The organism is Nocardia sp. NPDC003999, from assembly GCF_053604885.1.
The window spans coordinates 38,323-62,087 of the sequence record NZ_JBSGIB010000012.1; the positions used below are offsets into that span (position 1 = coordinate 38,323).

19 protein-coding genes are annotated in these 23,765 nt (G+C 69.1%); 6 read left to right on the forward strand and 13 right to left on the reverse strand.

Features of this window, described 5'->3' with window-relative positions; translation table 11 throughout:
• Positions 1-43 precede the first annotated feature (43 nt).
• Positions 44-454 carry a VOC family protein gene (locus ACWESM_RS22965; RefSeq protein ID WP_355072402.1) on the forward strand — a complete coding sequence of 137 codons (411 nt, stop codon included), beginning with the start codon at positions 44-46 and terminating at the stop codon, positions 452-454.
• A 98-nt stretch (positions 455-552) separates the two neighbouring features.
• Here the strand turns inward: ACWESM_RS22965 and ACWESM_RS22970 are convergent, their stop codons facing one another.
• Both ACWESM_RS22970 and ACWESM_RS22975 read right to left on the reverse strand, forming a co-directional pair.
• A complete protein-coding gene (locus ACWESM_RS22970) occupies positions 553-1,347 on the reverse strand; it encodes an HAD family hydrolase (protein WP_355072400.1) in 795 nt (264 codons plus the stop codon).
• A 97-nt stretch (positions 1,348-1,444) separates the two neighbouring features.
• Entirely contained in the window at positions 1,445-3,583 is a 2,139-nt protein-coding gene (locus tag ACWESM_RS22975) for an Hsp70 family protein (protein WP_452493590.1), read from the reverse strand.
• Positions 3,584-4,120: 537 nt separating this feature from the next.
• Between ACWESM_RS22975 and ACWESM_RS22980 the strand changes: the two genes are divergently transcribed.
• The gene (locus ACWESM_RS22980) at positions 4,121-4,882 is read left to right on the forward strand and encodes an SDR family NAD(P)-dependent oxidoreductase (RefSeq protein ID WP_364432079.1); all 762 of its coding nucleotides are present in this window, start codon (positions 4,121-4,123) and stop codon (positions 4,880-4,882) included.
• Between the two features lie 62 nt (positions 4,883-4,944).
• Here ACWESM_RS22980 and ACWESM_RS22985 read toward each other — a convergent pair whose 3' ends face one another.
• The 8 genes from ACWESM_RS22985 to ACWESM_RS23020 all read right to left on the reverse strand — a co-directional run bounded on the left by ACWESM_RS22985 (position 4,945) and on the right by ACWESM_RS23020 (position 13,598).
• Positions 4,945-6,531 carry an FAD-dependent oxidoreductase gene (locus ACWESM_RS22985; RefSeq protein ID WP_364432076.1) on the reverse strand — a complete coding sequence of 529 codons (1,587 nt, stop codon included), beginning with the start codon at positions 6,529-6,531 and terminating at the stop codon, positions 4,945-4,947.
• Between the two features lie 5 nt (positions 6,532-6,536).
• The gene (locus ACWESM_RS22990) at positions 6,537-7,553 is read right to left on the reverse strand and encodes an AurF N-oxygenase family protein (protein WP_452493593.1); all 1,017 of its coding nucleotides are present in this window, start codon (positions 7,551-7,553) and stop codon (positions 6,537-6,539) included.
• 153 nt (positions 7,554-7,706) lie between these two features.
• Positions 7,707-8,813 carry an Hsp70 family protein gene (locus ACWESM_RS22995; protein WP_356966408.1) on the reverse strand — a complete coding sequence of 369 codons (1,107 nt, stop codon included), beginning with the start codon at positions 8,811-8,813 and terminating at the stop codon, positions 7,707-7,709.
• A 580-nt stretch (positions 8,814-9,393) separates the two neighbouring features.
• On the reverse strand, positions 9,394-10,389 hold the full coding sequence (locus tag ACWESM_RS23000) for a sulfate/molybdate ABC transporter ATP-binding protein (RefSeq protein WP_355072390.1): 996 nt from the start codon (positions 10,387-10,389) through the stop codon (positions 9,394-9,396).
• Entirely contained in the window at positions 10,386-11,192 is an 807-nt protein-coding gene (gene cysW, locus ACWESM_RS23005; protein ID WP_355072388.1) for a sulfate ABC transporter permease subunit CysW, read from the reverse strand. Before cysW ends, ACWESM_RS23000 begins: the two co-directional genes overlap by 4 nt.
• A 67-nt stretch (positions 11,193-11,259) precedes the next feature.
• Positions 11,260-12,093, reverse strand: a complete 834-nt coding sequence (gene cysT / locus ACWESM_RS23010; protein WP_379254765.1) for a sulfate ABC transporter permease subunit CysT — start codon at positions 12,091-12,093, stop codon at positions 11,260-11,262.
• Between the two features lie 96 nt (positions 12,094-12,189).
• Positions 12,190-13,236, reverse strand: coding sequence for a sulfate ABC transporter substrate-binding protein (locus tag ACWESM_RS23015; RefSeq protein WP_355072386.1), 1,047 nt, complete (start codon positions 13,234-13,236; stop codon positions 12,190-12,192).
• A 206-nt stretch (positions 13,237-13,442) separates the two neighbouring features.
• Positions 13,443-13,598 (reverse strand): Ms4533A family Cys-rich leader peptide, encoded by a 156-nt coding sequence (locus ACWESM_RS23020; RefSeq protein WP_452493596.1) that lies wholly within the window; start codon positions 13,596-13,598, stop codon positions 13,443-13,445.
• A 3-nt stretch (positions 13,599-13,601) separates the two neighbouring features.
• Between ACWESM_RS23020 and ACWESM_RS23025 the strand changes: the two genes are divergently transcribed.
• Entirely contained in the window at positions 13,602-14,657 is a 1,056-nt protein-coding gene (locus tag ACWESM_RS23025) for a M48 family metallopeptidase (RefSeq protein ID WP_452493598.1), read from the forward strand.
• An 80-nt stretch (positions 14,658-14,737) separates the two neighbouring features.
• Here ACWESM_RS23025 and ACWESM_RS23030 read toward each other — a convergent pair whose 3' ends face one another.
• Positions 14,738-15,016, reverse strand: coding sequence for a hypothetical protein (locus ACWESM_RS23030; RefSeq protein WP_356966417.1), 279 nt, complete (start codon positions 15,014-15,016; stop codon positions 14,738-14,740).
• Between the two features lie 110 nt (positions 15,017-15,126).
• Between ACWESM_RS23030 and ACWESM_RS23035 the strand changes: the two genes are divergently transcribed.
• Positions 15,127-17,109 (forward strand): glycoside hydrolase family 15 protein, encoded by a 1,983-nt coding sequence (locus ACWESM_RS23035; protein ID WP_356966419.1) that lies wholly within the window; start codon positions 15,127-15,129, stop codon positions 17,107-17,109.
• Positions 17,110-17,127: 18 nt separating this feature from the next.
• Here ACWESM_RS23035 and ACWESM_RS23040 read toward each other — a convergent pair whose 3' ends face one another.
• The gene (locus ACWESM_RS23040; RefSeq protein WP_452493599.1) at positions 17,128-18,933 is read right to left on the reverse strand and encodes a dynamin family protein; all 1,806 of its coding nucleotides are present in this window, start codon (positions 18,931-18,933) and stop codon (positions 17,128-17,130) included.
• A gap of 81 nt (positions 18,934-19,014) precedes the next feature.
• Positions 19,015-21,249 (reverse strand): hypothetical protein, encoded by a 2,235-nt coding sequence (locus tag ACWESM_RS23045; RefSeq protein ID WP_452493601.1) that lies wholly within the window; start codon positions 21,247-21,249, stop codon positions 19,015-19,017.
• A 568-nt stretch (positions 21,250-21,817) separates the two neighbouring features.
• On the opposite strand from ACWESM_RS23045, the gene ACWESM_RS23050 reads away from it, so the two are divergent.
• Positions 21,818-22,510, forward strand: a complete 693-nt coding sequence (locus ACWESM_RS23050; protein WP_397073231.1) for a response regulator transcription factor — start codon at positions 21,818-21,820, stop codon at positions 22,508-22,510.
• On the forward strand, positions 22,507-23,763 hold the full coding sequence (locus ACWESM_RS23055) for a sensor histidine kinase (protein ID WP_452493603.1): 1,257 nt from the start codon (positions 22,507-22,509) through the stop codon (positions 23,761-23,763). Before ACWESM_RS23050 ends, ACWESM_RS23055 begins: the two co-directional genes overlap by 4 nt.
• The last annotated feature ends 2 nt before the right edge of the window (positions 23,764-23,765 follow it).

Below are 23,765 nucleotides of genomic sequence, written 5' to 3' on the forward strand. Positions count from 1 at the left end.
TGGATCTACGAGTACGGATGAGAACGATTCGAAGGAGACCACCATGCTGCGCGGAATGGCGACGAGCACTTTCTACGCCGACGACCTCGAGGCCGCCAAGGACTGGTACGCGCGGTTCTTCGGCGCCGAGCCCTACTACCAGGTGCCCAACGGCTACTACGAGTTCCGCATCGGCGACTACCAGCACGAATTCGGCATCGTGAACCGCGCCTACGCGCCCGCCGGAGCGCGCAACGCCCCCGGCGGCGCGATCGTGAACTGGCACGTCGACGACGTGCGGGCAACGTTCGACCGGCTGCTGGAACTCGGCGCGACCGTCTACGATCCCATCACCCCGCGCGGCAACGGCGAGGGCTTCGTCACCGCCGCCGTTGTGGACCCGTTCGGCAACGTCCTCGGCCTCATGTCCAACCCGCACTACCTCGAGATACTCGCCGAGACCGGTCCCGCGTAATGCAGCAGTACGGCGGCGTGCTGCCCGTATCCTCTCGACGGACACCACGCCGCACGCACTCCGGGCGATTCTCGCTCGAAACGGACCCGATCGGAAGATCAGGGACGGAACCAGCGCTCCAGGACGGTGGCGACGCCGTCCTCGAGGACATGGCCGGTCACTTCGTCCGCGAGATCGCGAACGTCCGTGGGCGCGTTCGCCATCGCGACCGAGTGCGCCGCCCAGCGCAGCATTTCCCGATCGTTGTAGCCGTCGCCGATGGCCAGCGTCGCTTCGTCCGGGACACCGAGTGCGATGCGGAGCTGTTCCAGCGCCCAACCCTTCGACACGCCCTGACGGCAGACGGTGAGCCACGGCCCGAACTCGCCGTGCACCCAGCTCGCGCCGGGCACGCGCAAGGACCGCAGCGCCAGCAACATCTCCTCCAGCGAACCGTCCGGCAGCCAGCCGTTCAGTCGCGGGGTCGGTTCGCTGCTCAACGCGTGATGGTCGACGAGCAGATACTCGCCGAGCGAGAATTCGCCGGGACTCGCTCCGGTGGCCCAGGTGCCGATGCCGACCTTCTCCACGGCGAAGATCATCGCGGGAAACAGCGCGCGCAGCGCGGTGATCGCGGGCGCCGGGTCGAACGCCTGGATCGCCACCGGTTCGCCCCTGGCGACGTCGATCTGCACGGCGCCGTTCGAGCAGAGGGCATGTCCGTCGCGCAGACCGAGTTCGGTGAGCACCGGACGTGTGGTCAGCAGCGTGCGTCCCGTGGTGATCACGACATGCGCACCCGCCGCCACGGCCGCGCGCACCGCCGCGACCACCCGCGCACTGATCGGTGTTCCCGTATCCAGCAGCGTCCCGTCTACGTCCAGCGCGATCAGCTGGGGACCCCCGGATGCCATCAACCCATTGTGCCTCGCGGCCGCCGCACCCGCCGTCGAATCCGGCGCGACCAGACCCGCACCGCCACCGGGCAATTCGCCGTCCCGGGCTGGGCCGCTATCGACCGCGCCCTCCGCCGCCGACACCGCCCGCACCTCCGGCGCCTCCTCTGGACGACCCGCCTGCCGACCCACCGATCGAGCCGGATCGGCCCGGCGAGCCGCCGAACGACGAAGCGCCCGAGGGGTTCCCACCCGAGTGGCCGCCCGCCGACGGCGCGCCGCCCGGCCGCCCGCTCGATGAATTACCGGCCGACGCCCCCGAGCCGTGGGCCGACGAAGTTTCAGCCGAGCCGCCGGAGAACGAGCCATGGTTCGACGGATTACCGGCCGACCCGTCCGACGACGAGTTACCGGCAGGCCCAGCCGAAGACGATCCGTGCGTCGTGGAGTGCCCGGGCGACCCTCCCCACGACGATCCACCGGTCGACCCGCCCGGCGAGTCGTCGGAGGATTCGTGCGCGGTGGAATCGTTCGTCGAGCCACCGCTCGACGCGCTCCCGCCGGACGAGGTGGATGTTCCGTCGGTCCCCACGGACGAGGAACTCCCGGGGCTCGCTGTCCCGGAAGAGGACGAATTCGATGCGGAGGGTTCGCCGTGCTCGCCCGTTGCCGTACCGCCGCCCGGTGAGTCCGACCTTCCGGTCGACGGACCGCCCGCAGAACTCCCTGGTGCCGTCCCACTGGGCTCCGCAGGCTTCGAGCCGTTCTGCGATACCGGACCGGTGGAGCCCGGCGTGCCCGACCAGGGAGCGGATACCTGCCCCGGCGCGGGCGGCTGTCCGGGCAGATCAGACCCGGGTGCCTGCCCCGGCAGCGGCAGACCAGGAGCCGGTCCGGGAACGGGCGGCTGCACGATGTCTCCGGGCACGGGACGAACCACCGGAGCGAACGGCAATGGATTCACGAAATAGGCGGGATCGCCATATCCCCGGTACCGCAGGCTCCCAGGGGCGCAGCAGTTTCGCGGATCCCGGTGCGAGCCGATCCTGGACTCGGCCACCGACGGACCGTAACCGGTGCTGCGCGGAACCGGTGTGATGAATCGGGTATACGCGGAAGTCGGCTGCGATAGCAGCGAGGGCAGCGCCCGGCCCGAGTTCCATGCGGCGGGCACGGCCATCCGGGACCAGGCGTCGGCGAGGTGCTCGCTTCCGACGTCGACCAGCAGACTATCGGCCGGGAAACTGATTTGCGGAAGATGCTCGAGCATCGGCGCCAGCTCGGGAACCATGGATCCGCCGAAGACGGTCACGGCCGACATGGCCACCGCGGAGACCACCGCAGCACTGGAGAACACCGCCACGCGAGGCGCGGCGGCGCGGCGGTCCGACGCACCGAGCGCCATGGTGCGCGCCGCCATCAGCGCGGCGCCCGCGGCGATCGTCTGCCCCGGATCGGCCGAGATCAGCACGGGCCGACCGAGTTCGGCGAGCGTGCGCGCTACCTCCGCAGGCCGCGACGACCCTCCCACCAGCAGCACACGCCCGATATCGGAAAGCGTGATGCCCGCTTCCCGCACACAGTCGCGGACCAATTGGAGCGAGTCCTGCACATGCGCGGTACGCAGTCCGTCGATATCGACGATCGATGTCATCGACAGTCCGGCGCGCGCGACGTCCGGGGCGTACCGCGCGATCATCGACCCCAGCGGCCTGCCGCCGAAATCGTGGGAGCGCGTCGGCTTCCCGATCATCGGATGGTTGTCCCAGTCGGGCCCGACGCGCACGATGCTCACATCGAGGCTGGTGCCGCCGAGGTCGTAGATCAAGACGAAATCGGTATCCAGCGGGCCGTGCTCGTGTTCCAGCCATTCCGCCGCCGCGACGGGCTCGGGCACCAGCAGCACGTCGCTCGCCCCGGATAGGTCCAGCGCCTGGCGCAACAACGCGACCTGCTTGTCGGAATACACCGCCGGGTAGGTGGTCACGACGCCCGCCTCGGACGCGTCCGGCTCGACCGCCCTGAGCTCGTTGACCACCGCGGCCACGAGATTGGCCGGCGACCAGATGCGGCCGCCGACGATCACGGCCTCCGGATCACGGCTCAGATCGGCGAAATCCGTGACCGCCATGCTGAATTGCGGAATCCCGCCGAGGCGCAGTCCACCCGCGCTGTCGAAGGTCACCGCGGTGCGGCGAGACCGCACCGCCGGTCGTGGCCGATCCGCGCTGACCGAAGCCGTCACGGAATTCACTGCACCGATGCTGAAACCCAGACCTGTAGTCATTCGCTATCCCGTCAACGCACCGTGACCACGTCCATCACATGGCGTTCCCCTGTGGCCGCGGTCGTCTTCCAAACAGCCACCACAGGTTAGCTGTTTCACGTCGACGTGGATGCGCAATTGATACGGAATGTTCGACCGATAGCAATAATCGTCCGAATTGCCAGGTAGATACGAGTGGACGCCCGCGTCCAGCCGACTCGACGTCACGAATCAGACTGAGCCCACAGCATTTCCGCTACCATACAGCGATCTCGATATGAGGAGAAAATCCGACCGATCGCCGGTTTGCCCCACCGAAAGCACACCGCTCGACGGACACTCACCGGTAGGTAACCAAATCCTTGCCAAATCCGTGCATCTCGGCACGCCGCCACGGGACGGCATTCAATTGACACATCAACTAGATGTCCAATTACCGCCAGCACCCTCGTTCGCGTCCGGCTTGACTCGACATCGGGTCACACCACGGAGGTGCGATCGCGAGAGTGGAGAGGAAATCGAACGATGGCAACACGGTTCGCGGAGCAGGTCGTCTTGGTCACCGGCGCGACCTCGGGCGTGGGCAAGGCCGTCGCGCTGCGGGTCGCGGGCGAAGGCGCCGCGGTCGTGCTCGGCGCACGCGGCAAGGACGCGGGTGAGCAGGTGGCCGCCGACATCCGCGCGGCCGGCGGGCGCGCGCTGTTCGTGCCGACCGACGTCACGGTGGAACAGGACGTGGCCCGGTTGACCGACGCCGCGGTATCCGAATTCGGTCGTCTGGACGCCGCGTTCAACAACGCGGGCGCGGTGCACGCGTTCGGCCCGGTCGCGGAGATCGACGAGGCGGATTGGCGCGCCGATCTCGAGCTCAATCTCACCAGCGTGTTCTACGGCCTGCGGCATCAGGTTCCCGCGCTGGCGGCCTCCGGCGGCGGCGCGATCCTGAACAACGCGTCGAATCTGGGTGTGGTGGGCATGGGCTCGGTGGCGCCGTACGTCGCCGCCAAACACGGAGTGGTCGGCTTGACGCGTGCGGCGGCACTCGAAGCCGCCGATCAGGGAGTGCGGGTGAACGCACTGGTCTCCGGGGCGGTCGACACCCCGGCGTTCCGTAATTCGATGGGCGCGACGCCCGAAGGAGTGGCTGCCATCGCGGCGCTGCACCCGCTCGGCCGCATCGCGACGCCGGAGGAGATCGCCTCGTTCTGCGCCTATTTGCTCAGCGGTGAAGCCAGTTTCGTCACGGGTGCGGCACTCGCCATCGACGGCGGCTTCACCGCACGGTGACCTCTGGACGTGGGACCGCCTCGGGATACCGGCGCGGCCGGGGTATCCCGAGGCGGGGTTCGTCAGGCGCGCGCCAGCAAGCGGCGGACCCGGCCTGGGCGAGCTTCCACCGCTCCCCCGGCCCGCACCGCGGGCTGCCGCAGCCGCACCAGCCGATCGAGTTCCGCTGCGCTGCCGGCGGGTTCGGTCAGGCGGCCCGCGTTGAAGTCGGCGGCCAACTGCCGCACCGTCTCCTGCGCGCAGGACTTGTTGGTCCCGATGAAGCCGGTGGGCCCGCGCTTGATCCAGCCGGTCACGTAGGTGCCGGTGACCACGGCGCCGCCCGGGCGCTCCAGCACCCGGCCGTCCTGGTTCGGGATCACCGCGGCCCGCTCGTCGAACGGCAGGCCCGGCACCGCCACGCCGCGGTAGCCGACCGAGGTGAGCACCAGGCCCGCGTCGAGCCGATCGGTCTGCCCGGTCCCGACGGCGCTGATGCGGCCGTCCGGATCGGTGACCAGCTCGGTGCGGCCGATTGCGAGACCGGTCACCCGATCGGTGCCGAGGATCTCGGTGGGCCCGGCCAGATAGCGGAACACGATGCGCTTGCGCTGCCCCACCGGCCGGGTGCGCACGCTGTGCAGCAGCCGCAGCTTCTGTTCGACATGGAACGGCAGTTCCGCGCCGAGCTCGGGCAGCTCACCCTCGATCACGATGTCCACGTCACATCCGAGCAAGCCGACGAACTCCGGCACTGTGAAAGCGGATTCGAGCGGACCGCGCCGCCCGAGCACGACCACCTCCTCGACCTTGCTCTCGCGCAACGCCCGCAATGCGTAGGGCGCGATGTCGGTGCCGGTCAGCGTCGCCGGGTCGCTGGTGAGGACGCGCGCGACGTCGAGCGCGACATTGCCGTTGCCGACGATCACGGCACGCCGCCCGGACAGGTCGAAGGCACGGTCGGCGTAGTCGGGATGACCGTTGTACCAGGCGACGAAGTCGGTGGCCGAGACATTGCCCGCCAAGCCCTCACCCGGGATGCCGAGCTTGCGATCCGACGACGCGCCGACGGCGTAGATCACGGCGTGGAAGTGCTCGAGCAGCTCGGCATGCGAAACGTGCGCGCCCACGTCCACGTTCAAGTACGAACGGAACCCCGGCTGGGCCGCGATGACGTCGAACAGCTCGCCGACCTTGCGGGTCTTCTCGTGGTCCGGTGCGACGCCGTGCCTGGCCAGCCCGTAGGGCACCGGCAACCGGTCGAACACCGTCACCGACACCTCGGGCTGGGTCAGCAGTTCGTCGGCGGCGTACATCGCCGAAGGACCCGACCCCACGATCGCCACCCGCAGCGGCGTGCGCTCGGTGTGGATCCGTGCCGCGGGCACCGGTCGCGCCAGCAGGGGGCGCGGTCGCGCCTGCCGGTAGAAATCGGCGTTGATCTCGATGAACGGCTTCTGCTCAGCGGTCAGCTTCTTCGATGACACGATGGCGTCGACCGGGCACGCGGTGGCGCAGGCGCCGCAGTCCACGCACGCCTGCGGGTCGACGTACAGCATCTCCGCCGTCCGGAAGTCCGGTTCGTCGGGCGTGGGATGGATGCAGTTGACCGGGCAGGCGTACACGCAGGACGCGTCGCTGCAACAGGATTGGGTGACGACGTACGGCATGCGACTCAGGCGACCTTGTTCGCGGCGCGCAGCGGTTCGGATCGGTACCGAGTGCTGGGACCGTCGATGCCGAGCGCCTTCCAGACCGCCTTGGCGACCGGGTTCATCAATCCGATGTCCTTGGCCAGGGCGCGCACGTCACAGAAGTAATCGCTGAAGACCCGCTTGGCCTCCGGCGAGCCGTAGAACAGCTCCTTGCGGACCTTCTCCGGGATGTCGAACTCGGCGAAGAACGACCGCGGCGGCGTGACGATCGAGCGGCCGAGAATCCGCATGACGATCGGCATGGCCAGCGAGAGGATGAACTTCTGCGCCGGCTTCGCTTCCGGCACATGGTTCTTCAGGAACTCGTGCGCGAAGGAGATGTGCCGCGCCTCTTCGGCGACGTGAATGGCCATCACGCCGCGCATGATCGGGTGCACCTCTTCGTCCGAGCGCAAGATCTGCTTCTGGATGTGGTCGATCGGCTCCTCACCGGCCAGCACGGCCATGAAGAACAGATTCGGGAACCAGGCCGCCACGGGCGCGCCCAGGTACTTGAACTTGCTGACCAGCGGGCCCATGCCGGGCACGTCCAAGCCGATCCGGTTGACCATCTCCTGGAACATCAGGGTGTGGTTGTGCTCCTCGATCATCTCGTGGGAGCAGTACCGGAACTCCGGCGAGCCGTTGGGCAGGCCGAAGTTGTGGATGACCATGCCGCTGATCAGGATCGACTCGAACTGCAGGCCGACCTTGGCGATGTTCGCCTGCCGGTACTTGCCGACCGCGATCTTCTGTTCGGTCGACAACGCCTGATACCAGGGGTGGCGCGCCACCGTGTCGGCGGACACGGGCAGAATCCAGCGCTCCTCGCCGGCGTCGGCGGCGAAGTCGGGGTTGTCCCAGTCGATGTCCTCGAAGGGATCGAAGTGCTTGTTGACCGATCCCTCGGAGAGCAGCAGCAGCTTCGCGGCGTACTCCTGCGCCTTTTCAAGATCGGGATCGACGGCTGGTGTCACGGCTGCGGACATCGTCGTCACTGCCTCTCCTCGATGGAACCGTTTAACTGTATCCCATAGTTACACCAACGGAGAGTTACGTCAACCCAGCAGTTGCTAGGGCCGTCCGGCGATGCGCGCCCTCATCACGCGCACCGCCGGACGGCCCCTGTTCATCGCGGTCCGTGCCGGGGCCTAACTCACCAGCACCCCGTCACCGACCGCCAGGATCGAAGTCCCGAAACCGAATACCGCCGACATACTCGTGACGACGACCACCCGGCCCAGCCTGCGCCTGGTCCGGCGCGACAGCATCAGGGCCCGCGTGGCGGCACGACGACGGACGCGCCTGCGCCTGACCCGGCGCAGCTCGGCCGCCGCCTCGGCCGCGGCCGCCGCCCTCCGTCCGAGGATCGCGGCGCCGTCGGCGGTGGTCCGCCCGGGATCGGCGGCGACGATCACCGGCCTGGCCAATTCCGCCGCCAAGACCTCGGCCACCTCCGCCGGTCGCGCCGCCCCGCCGACCACCAGCACGCGGTCGACGTCGGCCATGGTGACGTCCGCGACCCGCAAGCAGCGGTAGACGAGTTCCAGCGACTCCCGGACATGCTTGACGCGCAGTTCGCCCGCGATCGTGTCGGCGACCGACTCGGCGACCGAAGACGAGTGCGGGCCCGGCCCGGCTTGCTCGGCGATCAACGCCCCGAACGCGCGTCCGCCGAACTCGGTGGAACGCAGCGAGACCCCGACGATCGGATTGCGCGGACATCCCGCACCCACCCGGACCAGCGTGACGTCGAGCCCGGCACCGCCGAGGTCGTAGACGAGGGCGAGACCCGGCATGAGCGGACCACGGTCGGCCTCCAGCCAGGCCGCCGCCGCGACGGGTTCGGCCACCAGCGCCGCCTGCGTCAGTTCCACGCCGTCCAGCGCCGCGCGCAACGCGTCCACCTGCTCGTCGGCATAGCGGGCCGGATAGGCCACCGCGATGCCGAGCCCGCTTCCGCAGCCGGGATGGTCCTGCCGCACCTCGTCGGTCAGGCACTTCGCCACCGTCGCGACGAGGTCCGCCGGGGCGAGCGCGCGGTTGCCCACCCGCGCCCACGTGCTGGAACGCTGCGTGAGATCGGCGAATTCGGTGACCGCGCGGCCGTGCCGGGGAATCATGCCCACCCTGGCCACGCCGGTGCTGTCGAAGGTCAGCGTGGTGCGGCGCGTGATGGTCTGCGCCCGCTGCGTTTTGCGTCGCCCCGGCGGAGCCTTGGCCGAACCTTCCTCCGCGAGAACGGAAACCGTGTTCACCGTACCGATGCTCAACCCGAGACCAACCGCCATCGCAATCCACCCGATCGCCGTGCCGATTTGCTTCGAACGCCGTTTAGGCAACCACTCCGCGATCTTCGTGCCAAGTCCGGACAACCGATTGTCCGCAAGCCGCCTGTGCCTCGCCGCATCCGAATCCACGGGCTACGACGCCCTCACCAGGCCAACCAGCATTACACATGCCGTCCAGTCGGATTTCCTTGCGACACGCGGGGATAGATAATGCCCGGTGGATGTTTGCCGGAATCCGGGTTCTTACGCGCACGGCGCCGAGCGACAGCGCTCCACATGGGGAGACTCCCCTTGACGGATCCGTGCCGACAATTCGCCGAATGGACGGGGCGCCGGACCCGGCGACAGTCGTCGATATTCGCATCGCATGCCGGGTCCGGCCCGACGCCGCTACGACCGCCGCCTAGCGCACACCTCGCTTCCCCGTCGGCAACCGTTCCGCAGCGCAGCCGGATAGCCAGTAGACACGGCAACGGGAGAGAGTGTGGCAACTTCTCAGCGCCAGACTCCCTATGTCGACGAATATGCGACCGGTTCGCGAAAACCCTTAGTGCGCGGGCAGTTCCGGGATCCGAGTGGCGCGAACGTACACCGTCTCGCCGTCCGACAGTCGCAGCGCCTCGGCGTCACCGCGGGTGACCTGCGCGGCGAACAGGTCGCCGGTCGCTGCGTTGCGCAGTTCCACGCGCACCTCGAAGCCGAGGTGCACCACGCGCTCGACCGTCGCCCTGGTGACGCCCGCGGAATCGGCGGTGCCCTCGTGCTCGGCGAGCGCCATGCCGGGATCCCGGCCGACGCGAATGTCGTGTGGCCGCACCAGATGTCCGTTGAGCCGGGCCACCGCGCCGAGGAACGACATGACGAACTCGTTGGCCGGCCGGTCGTACACGTCCTCCGGAGTGCCGATCTGCTCGATGCGGCCCTTGTTCATCACCGCGATCCGGTCGGCGACGTCGAGCGCCTCCTCCTGGTCGTGGGTGACCAGCACGGTGGTCACGTGGACCTCCTCGTGCAGCCTGCGCAGCCAGGTCCGCAGGTCGGCGCGGACCTTGGCGTCCAGCGCGCCGAACGGCTCGTCCAGCAGCAGCACCTGCGGATCGACGGCGAGCGCGCGGGCCAGCGCCATACGCTGGCGCTGGCCACCCGACAGCTGGGCCGGGTAGCGGTGCTGGAAGCCGTCCAGTCCCACGATGCCGAGCAATTCGTCGACGCGCTTGCTGATCTCGTGCTTCGGGCGCTTGCGGATCTTCAGGCCGAACGCCACGTTGTCGCGCACGGTCATGTGTTTGAACGCCGCGTAGTGCTGGAACACGAAGCCGATGTCGCGCTTCTGCGGCGGCACCCGGGTGACGTCGCGCCCCGCGATGCTGACCACGCCGGTGTCCAGCGACTCCAGCCCGGCGATCGAGCGCAGCAGCGTCGACTTGCCCGAACCCGACGGGCCGAGCAGCGCGGTGAGTTCGCCCGAGGGGATGTCCAGACTGACATCGTCGAGGGCGGCGAACGTGCCGTAGTTCTTGTTCGCGTTGGTCACGGTGATCACTTTGTGCCCCGCTTACGTTCGAGGAGGGTCATCAGCAGAAGGGTGACGAGGGCGATGCCCATCAGCAAGGTGGCGGCGGAGTACGCGCCGAAGGTGTTGTGGTCGTTGATGTACCGGCCGTGCACGAGCAACGTCAGCGTCTGCGACTTGCCAGGCAGCGCGGAGGACACCATGATCACGGCGCCGAACTCGCCGAGCGCGCGGGCCACGGTGAGCACCACGCCGTAGGTCAGGCCCCACCGGATCGCGGGAAGCGTGATCCGCCAGAAGGTCTGCCACTTGGACGCGCCCAGGGTGGCCGCGGCCTGCTCCTGGTCGTCGCCGATCTCGTGCAGCACCGGCTCGACCTCGCGCACCACGAACGGCAGCGTCACGAAGATGGTGGCGATCACCATGCCCGGTAGGTTGAAGATGACCTTGAAGCCCAGGTCTTCCAGACCGCCGAACCAGCCGCCCGCGCCCCAGAGCAGGATCAGCGAGACGCCGACCACCACGGGCGAGACCGCGAACGGCAAGTCCACGATGCCCTGAACCAGGTTGCGGCCCGGGAACTTTCCACGCACCAGCGCGAGCGCCGTCACGATGCCGAAGACCACGTTCACCGGGACGGTGATCGCGACGATCAGGAGGGAGAGCTGGAACGCCGAGATCGCCGCGGGCGTGGTGATCGAGTCGACGAACGCGCCGATCCCCCGCTCGAACGTGCGCCACAGGATGATGATCAGCGGCAGCACCAGCAGTACGAACAAGTAGCCGAGCGCCACCGTCCGCAACGAGATGCGGGTCAGCGGATGCAGTTTCATCGACCCTGCTCCGTCCCAGGGGAATGCCCGCGCCCCGGCGACACGGGGAGCGCTGCGCGATTGTTTGTCATCGGCTCGCCTGCTCCTTGCGCGCGCTGCGTTCGGCGAGCAGCCGCAGAACCAGCAGCGTCGCGAACGAGATGGCCAGCAGCGCGACCGACACGGCCGCCGCGTTCACCGGCCGATCGATCTCGATCTGCTTCTGGATGTACTGGGAGGCCATCTCGGTCTTGCGCGGGATCGCGCCGCCGATCAGCACCACCGAACCGTACTCGCCGATCGCGCGGGCGAAGGCCAGTCCGCCGCCGCTGATGATGGCGGGAGCCAGCGCGGGCAGCACGATCCTGCGGAAGGTGGTCCAGTTGTTCGCGCCCAGCGAGAGCGCCGCCTGTTCCACCTCGCGGTCGGCCTCGATCAGCACCGGCTGCACCGAACGCACCACGAACGGCAGCGTGACGAACGCCAGGGCGACCACCAGGCCCGGCTGGGTGGCGTTCAGGTGGATGTCGATCGGACTCTGCGGACCGTACAGCGAGAGCAGCACGATACTGGCGACGATGGTCGGCAGCGCGAACGGCAGGTCGATCAGCGCGTTGACCACACCCTTGCCGGGAAACCGGTCGCGGACCAGCACCCAGGCGATCAGCGTGCCCATGACCACGTTGACCACCGCCACCACCACCGAGACCAGCACGGTGATGCGCAGCGAGTCCAGCGCGGCGGGCGCGGTGACGGCGTCCCAGAAACCGGACCACCCGTCCTCGAAGCTGGTCACGGTGAGCGCCGCCAGTGGCAGCAGCACGATGATGCTCAGCCACAGCACCGCGGTGGCGATGCCGAGCGGACCCACCGAGCCGGTCACGCGCAGCCACGACCAGTTCCAGCGGCGATCGGGACGCACGGGTTCGGAGACGCCGGGACCAGCTGCCTGCGCGGTCCCGGCGTTACTGCTCGTAGTCACGATCGTCCAGTATCCCGTGTAACGGGGGTCACCCGGTCACTTGGTGGCGTTGTCATAGATCACCGCTACCGAACCCGTGTTCGGGGTGAACAGTTCCTTGTCCACGGTCTTCCAGCCGCCGAGGTCGGCGATCGTCCACAGCTTCTGCGGGGTCGGGAAGTCCTTGGCGTAGTCGGCGGCGACCTTCGGGTCGACCGGGCGGAAACCGGCGGCGGCCCAGGCCTTCTGGCCCGCGGTGGTGAACAGGAAGTCGCGGAAGGCGACGGCCTTCTGCTGGTTCTTGCTGTTCTTCAGCACCGCGACCGGGTTCTCGATCTTGAACGTGACCGGCGGGACGAAGTGCTCGATCTGATCGCCGTTGCGCTCGGAGAAGATCGCCTCGTTCTCGTAACTCAGCAGAACGTCACCGGTGCCCTGCAGGAACGTCTCGGTCGCCTCGCGGCCGGACTTCGGCTGCACCTTCACGTGCTCCTTGGAGACCAGCTTGCTCAGGTAGTCCAGGCCCGCCTGCGGGTTCTTGCCGCCGTCGCTCTTGGCCGCGTACGGCGCGAGCAGGTTCCACTTGGCCGAACCGGAGCTGAACGGGTTCGGGGTGACCACCTCGACGCCCGGCTTCAGCAGGTCGTCCCAGTCCTTGATGCCCTTCGGGTTGCCCTTGCGCACGACGATCGCGACCACCGAGCCGAACGGGATGCCCTTGGTGGCGTCGGCGTTCCAGCTCGCGTCCACCAGGCCCGCGTCGACGAGGCGAGTGATGTCCGGCTCGACCGAGAAGTTCACGACGTCGGCCTCGGCGCCGTCCTTCACCTTGCGGGACTGGTCGCCGGAGGCGCCGTAGGACTGCTGGATCTGGACGTTCTTGCCCTGCTCGGTCTTGTTGAACTCGGGGATCACCTTGTCGAAACCGGGCTTCGGCACGGCGTAGGCGTAGAGGTTCAGGGTGCCGCCGCTGCCGTCGGAAGCGCCCGCCCCGACCGTGTCGCTGGCTCCGCCGCCGCACGCGGTCAGCGCGACCGCCGCTAGGGCGGCTAGGGCAACGGCGCTGTAGCGTCGGCGCGGCGAAAGCCAGGATTTGCGAGCCATCGGGGTGGACCTTTCGTGCGGACCGCCAGTTCTCCGGTAACACATCGGTGGCGGCGACAAACTTATCGATTCAGCAGACCCGCCGATCGAGCGATACGGCAGCGGCGCGACTACCGGCCCACAACGGGCCGTCGGGAAGCGAAAGCACATCTGCAAGAAGCGCGCCGGTCTGCTGACAAACGAGACGCGGATGTGCCCGGTCGCGATCAGCGACAGTAGACGTCCGCGACCGCGAGGTCACCGACAGCAATCAACGCCAATTCATGGCGGACCTGCGGGACTGCGCTCGAAGACACGGGCAGACTGTAGCAGAGCGCAAGGCGGAGTTCGAATCGAAGAGCCCAGGAAGAGGGGGGTTTCATCTTATGACCACCAGTCCGGATCGCGTCCGCACGACATTCCCCGACATCAGCACCCGCACGTGGGAGCACCCGGCCGACCGCACCGCCCTGGTTACCCTGCGGTCACTGCCGGGGTTCGACGTGGTGCTGCGCACATTGTCGGGTTTGCTGCAGGAACGCCAGCACCGACTGCTGTATCTGGCCACCGCGGTACGGGTGGACGAGCGGCAATTCCGCACCCTGCACCACCTGCGCGAGGACTGTGTGCGAATCCTGGACGCCCCCACGACGCCTGAGCTGTTCGTGTTGCAGAGCCCACAGGTGAATGCCTTCACCATCGGCATGGACCGGCCGTTCATCGTGCTGACCACCGGGTTGCTCGAACTGATGGACACCCAGGAGCTGCGTTTCGTAGTGGGCCACGAACTCGGGCACGCGCTGTCCGGCCACGCGGTGTACCGCACGATGCTCATGCACCTGCTGCGGGTCTCGGCGAGCGTCGGCTGGTTGCCGGTCGGTGGGTGGGCTCTGCGCGGCATCGTCGCGGCCCTGATGGAGTGGAGCCGCAAGTCCGAGCTGTCCGGCGACCGGGCCGGGCTGCTGTGCGGCCAGGATGTCGACGCTTCGGTACGCGTGCACATGAAGACGGCCGGGGGCGCCTTGGTGAAGGAGATGAACCACGGGGCGTTCCTGTCCCAGGCCGACGACTACGAGCGGTCCGGCGATCTGCGCGACGGCGTGCTGAAGCTGCTCAACCTGGAGTTACAGAGCCACCCGTTCTCCGTGCTGCGCGCGGCCGAACTGCGCCGCTGGATCCAGAGCGGCGACTACGACCGCGTGCTCTCGGGCGACTATCCGCGCCGTGACCAGGATCGCGCCACCCGGATCACCGACGAGATGAAAGCCGCCGCCCGCACCTACCGCACGAACTTCGACCAGTCCGACGATCCGCTCATCCGTACGGTGCGCACGCTGGGCCGGGATGTCGGCGCGGCGGCGAGCACGGTCGCCCACGAGGTCGGCGACACCGTCGCGAAGCTCGGCAAGCGGTTCGGCGACTGGCGCGGCGGCGGGAACTGACCGTCAGCGGGTGATCAACCAGGCGACGACGATCAGCACGAGCAGCGCGATGAGGGCGAGCTGAACCCGCGAACGAGGCATCAGCGCGCCCCGCTCTGCACGGGAGTGCGATCGGCGGCGGCCTGCCCGGGTTCGAGCACCGCCGCCGCAGCGGCCGGGGCGGGGCGGGCCGGTGCGGAATGGGCGCCGTAGCGGCGGTCCAGGACGCGCAGCACAGCGCGCAGCACGCGATCAAGCCCGTAGGCGATGGCGAAGCTGATCGGGACCATGCCCACGAGCACCACGAGGAACTGCGGGATGAACGGCAGTCCCGCCACCCACAGCTCGAAGCCGTCCCACCAACCTGCGATGCGATGCACGGCTCCAGCCTAGTCGGTACGCCGGCCGGTTCCACGAGGCCGTCGGCCACATCGGCGGACAGAGAAATCGCGCAGTGGACGACGGGCGTACATCGGCCCGAAGATGGGGTATGGCGTCCTCCGATGACCTCACCCTCAACGACTCCGACGGCCTGCCGACGAACTTGGCCGAAACCCACCGCCACGGCGCCTACCCGCCGATCGATGACTACGCCTTCCTGTCCGACTGCGAGACGAGTTGCCTGGTCGCCAGCAACGGCGCGGTGGAATGGATGTGTGTTCCGCGGCCGGATTCGCCGAGCATCTTCGGGGCGCTCCTCGACCGCAGCGCGGGGCACTTCCGGGTCGGGCCGTACGGGGTCAACGTGCCCGCCGCCCGCCGCTACCTGCCCGGCGGGATGATCCTGGAGACCACCTGGCAGACCGGCACCGGCTGGCTGATCGTGCGCGACGCACTGGTGCTCGGCCCCTGGCACAACAACGATCAGCGCAGCAAGACCCACCGGCGCACCCCGATGGACTGGGATGCCGAGCATCTGCTGCTGCGCACGGTGAAATGCGTGAACGGCACCGTGGAGCTGGAGGTGAGCTGCGAGCCCGCGTTCGACTACCACCGGGCGAGCGCACGGTGGGAGTACACCGGCAAGGTGTACGAGGAGGCGACCGCGGTGCGCGGCGACGAGCCCAGCGCCGGGCCGAGCCTGGTGCTCACCACCGATCTGCGTCTCGGACTCGAGGGGCGCGAGGCGCGCGCCCGCACCAGGATGAAAGAGGGCGACGAGGTCTTCGTCGCGCTCACCTGGTCGGAACTGCCCGCGCCGCGCACCTTCGACGAGGCCGCCGAGAAGATGTGGCAGACCACCGAATGCTGGCGCCAGTGGATCACGCTCGGCAAGTTCCCCGATCACCCGTGGCGCAACTACTTGCAGCGCAGCGCGCTCACCCTCAAAGGCCTCACCTACGCTCCGACCGGCGCCCTGATGGCCGCCGCCACCACCTCGCTGCCGGAAACCCCTGGCGGAGAACGCAATTGGGATTACCGCTACAGCTGGGTGCGGGATGCCAGCTTCGCGCTGTGGGGCCTGTACACGCTCGGCCTTGACCGGGAGGCCGACGACTTCTTCGCCTTTCTCAACGACGCGACGACCGGCGAGGACGGGGAGCCCGTCCCGCTGCAGGTGCTCTACGGCATCGGCGGCGAACGGCAGCTCGACGAGATCATCCTCGATCACTTGGGCGGCTACGACCAGTCCCGTCCGGTGCGCATCGGCAACAATGCCTACAGCCAGGATCAGCACGACATCTGGGGCACCATGCTCGACGCGGTGTACCTGCACGTGAAGTCGCGCCAGCAGGTGCCGGAGACGCTGTGGCCGCTACTGGTCCGCCAAGTGCACGCCGCCATCGAGCACTGGAAGGAGCCCGATCGGGGCATCTGGGAGGTGCGCGGTGAGCCGCAGCACTTCACCTCGTCCAAGGTGATGTGCTGGGTGGCGCTGGACCGCGGCGCGAAGCTCGCCGAGTTGCACGGCCAGTACGAGCACGCCGAAGAGTGGTACGCGATCGCGGAGGAGATCAAGGCCGACGTCCTGGCCAACGGCGTCACCTCAGAAGGCGTGTTCACCCAGGTCTACGGCGGCGACACGCTGGACGCCTCGCTGCTGCTGGTGGTGCTCACCCGCTTCCTGCCGCCCGAGGACGATCGCGTGCGCGCGACCGTGCTGGCCATCGCCGACCGGCTCACCGAGAACGGCTTGGTGCTGCGGTACCGGACCGAAACCACCGACGACGGCCTGAGCGGCACGGAAGGAGCGTTCACCATCTGCTCGTTCTGGCTGGTCTCCGCGCTGGTCGAGATCGGGGAGATCCAGCGGGCGCGGCACCTGTGCGAACGACTGCTCGGCTTCGCCAGTCCCCTGCGGTTGTACGCCGAGGAGATCGATCCGCGCAGTGGCCGCCACCTCGGTAACTTCCCCCAGGCGTTCACCCACCTCGCGCTGATCAACGCCGTGACCCACGTCATCCGTGCCGAGAGCTCCCGGCACGCGGGCCGCTTCCAGCCCGCGAACACCCCGCAGGGCCATCCGGTCTGACCCACGCCGGGAAACGGTCTACGCGGGAACCAGTCCGTCGGCCTCCTCGCGCAGCGCGTGCAGTTTGCCGAGCCGCGCCTCGAGGTCGGCGATCCGCTCCGGCCTGCGGTCGCCGTACTTCCCGTAGTTCTCCTCGGCCGAGCGCAGCGCGTCGTCCGCGGCGCGCGAAACCTCGGTCGCGATGTCGGTGAAGTGGTCGCGCAGCACTCGCTGCACGGCGCGCAAGCGGTTACGCGACTCCTTGCCGACCTGGAAGATCACGTCGTCCATCAGGCGGGCCACCGCTACCTTGGCCTCGGCCCGGCGGCGCACCTTGCGGCTCTTGCGGTCGTCCCACAGCGCGTTCACGCCCAGCAGCACGCCCGCACCCGCCGAGTACCAGTTCACCAGCGACATGCCCAGGAGGCTTGTGGCCAGACCGACCATCAGGATGCCGCCGTAGGAACCGCGCAGACCGGTCAGGAATTGCTGGGTGACCCCGGCTTTCGCGCTCTCGAGGGGCTCCAGCGGCTGCACCGCCTCGAGCACCTCCCCGGGGTTGGACAAGCGCAGGTCCGGCAGCGGTGGGGTCCGGTTGTCGGCCGGGAACTTGGCGGCCACCTGCTCGGACAACTCCATCGAGCGGTAGTGCGCCACGGCGAAGTTCTCCTCGACCGCCTCGCAGATGCGCGCGTCCAGATCGGCGGCGAAATCCTTCCAGCGGCGCGCCGGATCTGTCTGGGCGATCTCGGCCTCGGCGTCGCGGATCAGGCTGCGCAGCCGGTGGCGCAGATCGTGCTCGATGTCGGCCATCAGCTCGGTCGCGCCGTCGACGAGCGTGACCTGCCAGTTCGCGGTGCGCTGGCGCAGCTGATCGGCCTCGTCGCGCGCGCGGGCGAGCTGGTCGGTGATCTCGGCGCGGCGTCGCGGGTCGCGCAGCGCCTCGGCTTCGGTGCGCAGGGTCAGCGCGAGGTGATCGCAGACCAGGCGGATGTCCCCGACCGCGGCTTCCAGCGCCACCGCGTCCGCGCGGGCGACCACGTAGTCGCGCAGATGATCGATCAGCTGCGGCACGCCGGATTCGATGTCGCGCTGGTAGTCACCGGTCAACCCGGCCTGCCGGTGCAGTTCCGCGGAGACCGGGGCCACCGCGAAGCCGAGTCCCGCCGAGTCCAGCAGTTCCCGGTTGCGCTGCTGGGTGCGCGACCAGTGCGGGAACACGTCGATCTTGTTCAGCACGCAGATCACGGTCGGGCAGATCTGCTGGATGCGCTGCAACTCGGCGATCTGCTCCACGGTCAGCTCGGTGCCGGCGTCGCCGACGTAGAGCACGGCGTCGGCCGCGGCGATCATCGACCAGGTGGTGCGGTTGTCGCCCAGCGCGCCCGGCGCGTCCATCACCACGACACCGTCGGCGAGCAGCGGACTGGGCTGGGTGAACTCGGCACGGACGACGCCCTGGGTGGCCAGCGCTGGACCGGGATCGAGCGGGTCGACCGACTGACGTTCGGTGCGGCCGTGCTCGGTCTGCCGCACCAGCGTCGCGGTCGGCTCCGGCCCGTACTCGACGATCACCGGGACGCTCAGATCGCTGTTCGTCGCGCTGACCGAGGCACCGACCAAGCTGTTGACCAGCGTGCTCATGCCGTTCTTCGGACGACCGACGACCACGAGCCGTACCCGGGGATCGCTCACCCTGGCACGAACCATGCTCAGTCGGCTGCCGAGGTCGTCGCGTCCCGCGGATCGGGCCGTCTCCCGCAGCTCGTCGAGTATCCGAATGAGCGGGGCCATCGCGTCCGGATGTTTCACGGTCGCAGCCTTCAGCCCGGCAGCGGCAGACAACCCTCCTCCTTACTCTCGATGACTTTCGTTCAGGTGCCCCCAGCGACCACTCCGCAGTCGTCGGAACCCGCTACGCCCCTGCTAGATCAGGGAGATGTCCGACACATCGGACACGTAATGGTGCGTTTCCACTATGCCCGACTCCGGCAGCAGCGCACCCGAGAGGCTGCCACCCGAGGACAGCGCCAGTGCGGAATGGTCGTAGGTGTAGTCGGCGACCGGGTAGACGGTGTCGGCCGGGTGGTCGAGCGCCAGCGGCGCCGAGATGCCGTGCGGCTTCGGGTCGATCACCTGCGGCTTGATCGGCGCCTGGGTGGGTACGGGGGCGGTGTAGGTCGGCGCGGACGGGGCGTGCGGCTCGACGGTGGGCGCCTGTGCGGGGGCGCTGTAGGTGGGCTGGTCCGGCGCCTCGTACGTCGGCTGCGAAGGCCTGCTCACCGTCGGTACGTCGCCGGTGGGCAGTTCGTGGGTCGGCACGTCGTTGGTCGGGTAGGTGCTGTTGGAGGTGCCACCGGTGCTCGGGCGACCCGTGACGCCACCCGGCGAGGTCGCGTCGTCACCCGGGGTGGTCGGCGCATGCGTCGGCACCGGGGTCTGGGTGACCGTCGCGCCAGGGACCTTGGTGGTCGGCACGTCCGGAGCGGTGGTGACGCCCCCGTGCGGCACCGTGGTGGCGCCCGGGAGCTTCGTGACGTCGTGATCCGGCGTCTTCGGCGCGGACGGGACGGTCACGTCGCCGGGAACGCTCGGCGACGGCGTGGTCTTGACGATCGTCGTCGGCGCGGTGACGGTCGACGCGGGCGACTGGGTCGGGTGGGACGGATGCGGGTCGGTCCCGGGTGCCGGCTTCACCACGGGCGCAGGCCGTACCGCGTCGAACAGCGCGGGGACGGCCGCCGCGGGAGCGGTCAGCACGGACGGGCCCTCCGGAGCGGCGAACACATTCGCGATCGGGGTCGAGGCGGCGTCGGGCTGGATCGTGGTCTGCAGCGGGGTGGCCGCGACCACCGGTGCCGCGGCGACCGCCGCGGGTGCGGGCGCGGGCGCCGTGGCGGCGGGGGCCACCGGCGCGACCGCGCTCACGGGGGCGCCGGACGCCGAGGCCGCCAGCGGCTGCGCGACGCTCGATGCCGTCGGCGCACCGGCCGCCGACGCGGACTGCGCGACGCCGGAGGCCGCCGACGACTGCGTGGCGGACGCGCCCGATGACGTGAGCCCACCGAGCAGTCCGGAAGGGCCTTGGCTCAGCGCGTTCGGCTGGGCGGCCGCGCTGGCGGTGCCGTCCGGCAGATGGATGCCGTCGGCCAGATAGTCGGTGAATTCGTCGAGCTGATCGCCGACGTGCCCGACGGCGCCGTCGACCTTCATCTCGGAGGTGAAGTAGATCCCGTTCGGGCCGACCCCGAAGTCGACCGACCACTGGGTGCCGACGAACATCCCGAGATCGCCGCCCTGACCGACGCCGTCGAACGGATCGCCCGCCGCGTGCGCCGCACCGGCGCCGCTGTTGCCGGGCAGGTCGAAGACGGTGGAGCCGGGCGCGGTGAAGCCGTTCGCGCCGGGCAGGCCGAAGCCGTGCCCGGCTTGGCCGAGTCCGTGGCCGGGCAGGCCGAACCCGTGCCCGCCGGGCGCGTCGAGATCGTTCGCGGCGTCGGACCGGACGCCGGGCAGCGAGAAACCGTTGGACACGTGACCGTCGGTCCCCGGGATGGACAGTCCGCTCCCGGCATCACCGTCCATGCCGGGGATCCCGCCGAGCCCGGGGACGCCGCCGCCGGAGTGTCCGGGCAGCTGCGTCCCGTGGCCGCCCGACTCGCCGGGCAGCGTCGGCAGCTGCATCCCCTGCTGCGCGCCGGACTCGCCGGCCAGCGTCGGCAGTGGCATGCCGGCGTCGGTGCCGCTGTACTCGCCGGGGAGCGTGGGCAGCGACCCGGCGGGGCCCGCGCCGGTGCCGGGGAGGGCGAACCCGGGCGCGGGATTGCCCGGTCCTGGCACCAAGTTTCCGTGCGCCACCGGGACATTCGAGCCATGCGAGAACGGCGCGGGCTCGACGACCGGGTCAGGGAACGTGATCACCGGGCTCGGCTGGTCGGGATCGGGATCGGTGCTGTGCGCCCAGCCGGTGTGCCAGCTGTCGAGACGGGATTCGCCGGGCTGTGCGGGGACGCCGCCGCCGTTGGCGGCCACCAGCGCGCCGCCGGTGACATAGGCGCCCGCCCGCGCGACCCGTGCGACGCCGGTGGCCACACGGTAGGCGGTGTCGCCCGCGCGGTCGGCCTCTTCGGTGTCGCCGTCGAAGGGCAGATCACGCGTCATAAAAGCTCCACTCTCGGTTGTTCAGCATCCTCACCACGCCGGTCCGACCGAGAGTGAAGATCACCCAACAGTATTTCGGGAATACTCCCCTGTCACATTCTCCAGGACTGGAGAGAATGCGACTGTGGCGGGCAACACAACCCTGCCATCCGATTTGCCGGATCGGAAGCCCCATTTCCGGCGGCCTCCCCGACCGCGCACAGTCTCGAATAGACACCGTCACCAGGCCTGATCGAAACGTGGCGAGTGCTCGACGGCAAGAACTGAAGGAACTCTGAGAGTTGCCGACGGAGTGCCGAGGATTTGCTCTCCATCGAGGAATTCGACGAATCAGCCGTTCGGCGGCATGGATGCCGAGTTGGCCGGGACGCGAACGTATCTACCGGACGACTATCGGCTCATATCGACTTCCACTCGGCCGCATCGCGACGATCCACGTCTGCACACCGTCCGACACGTCCGTTACAAGTTTGCGCCGTGGCCAATGCCTCACTTTCCGGTCCCGCGCATCGCGCACCGCGGGCGCAGCCGACACCACGATCTCAGACTGTGGGATTAGATTGACCTCATGGCCGGACATCGAATCTTGGTCGTGGACGACGAGGTTCGCGTCCTCGCGTCGCTGCGGCGGGGACTGGAGCTCTCCGATTTCGAGGTCGTCACCGCGACCGACGGCGCCGAGGCCCTGAGCATGGTCCGCGCCACCACGCCCGACGCGATGGTGCTCGACGTCAACATGCCCGAACTCGACGGTGTCGGCGTGGTCACCGCGCTGCGGGCGATGGGCGACGACATCCCGATCTGTGTGCTCAGCGCGCGCACCGCGGTCAGCGACCGGATCGCCTGCCTGGAACGCGGAGCCGACGACTACCTCACCAAGCCGTTCGATCTCGGCGAGCTGGTCGCGCGGTTGAACGCGCTGCTGCGACGCAGGCGTAAACCGCTGGACCGCCCCGACCAGGCGCGCACGGTCGGGCAGGTGCGGATCGACCCCGCCGGACGCCGCGTGCTGGCCGGGGGCAGGCCGGTGGAGTTGACGAAACGTGAATTCGAGGTGCTCGCCCTGCTCGCCGAGCACATCGGGATCGTGCTCGATCGCGAGCAGATCCTGTCCGCAGTGTGGGGTTACGACTTCCCCACCGACACCAATGTCGTCGACGTCTTCGTCTCCTACCTGCGGCGCAAGCTGGAGGCGGACGGCGTGCCCCGGATACTCCACACCGTGCGCGGCGTCGGCTTCGTCCTCCGGGAGGAACCATGAGCGGATCGCCGTCGCTGCGCACCCGGGTAGCGGTCGTGTCGGGGGTGGTCGCGGCACTGGTCGCGCTCACCTTGACGATCACTTTCGCCACCCTGCTCGGCGCCACCGGTGAACGTCAGCTGGACGAGACCGTCTCGTCGATGGCGGTGCGGGTCGCCGCGCCGCGTGAAGCCGCGCCCGCGCAACCTGTTCCGCCGTCCGCGGCCACGCTGTCTCCCGAGCAGGGGTCAGCCGACGCGCGCGGACCCGTGGCGCCCGCCGACGCGGCGATCGCCCGGGTCGACGGGCTGCCCGGCGTGCTGGTCGCGCTCGATCCCGACCGCGCCGTCGTGGAGGCGGCTATACATCGCAGCCAGCGCATCGGGCTCGGCATCGGCGCGGCGGGCGCGTTGCTGGCCGCCCTGCTCGGCTGGTTCCTGGCCGGGTTCGCCGCACGCCCGTTGCGTCGTCTCGCCGACGCCACCCACCGCATCGACACGTTGGAGAAACTGCCGCCGCTGTCCGGCCGCGGCGCGCGGGAAGCCGAGGAACTCTCCGACGCGATCACCCGCATGCTCGCCCGGCTGGAAGCCGCCCACCGCGCCACCCAACGGGCGCTGACCGGCGCACGCGACTTCGCCGCGGTCTGCGCGCACGAGTTGCGCACGCCGCTCACCGCGTTGCGCACCGACCTGCAAGTACTTGCCACCAAAGAGATTCCGGAACAACAGCGCGGCGTGATCCTGTCCGAGATCCTCTTCGCCGAGCGGCAGATCGAGAACACGCTGACCGATCTGGAACGCCTCGCGGTCGGCGAACTCACCGAACCGGACGTCTTCGAGCCGTTCGACCTCTGCGACACCCTCGACCGCGCGGTGCACGACGCGCGGCGCGGGCATCCCGGGGTGCGGGTCGAACTCGCCGAATGCCCACCGATCACGGTGACCGGTCTACCGGGCGGCGTCATGCTCATCGTCACGAATGCCGTCGCCAATGCCGTGCAACACGGCAAGGCCGGAACCGTCACCGTCAGCGCACGATCCGGCCCGGAGGACATCGTGGAGATCTATGTGGACGACGACGGTCGCGGCATCCCCGAGGCGTTGCGCGGCGACGCCTTCGACCGCTTCGTCAAGGGCCCCGGTTCCCCCGGCTCGGGCCTCGGCCTGGCCCTGGTCCGTCAGCAAGCCGAATTGCATTCCGGCCCCGCCGAACTCGACGAGAGCCCGATGGGCGGCGCCCGCCTGCGCGTACGGCTGCGCGCGGCGGGCTAGCC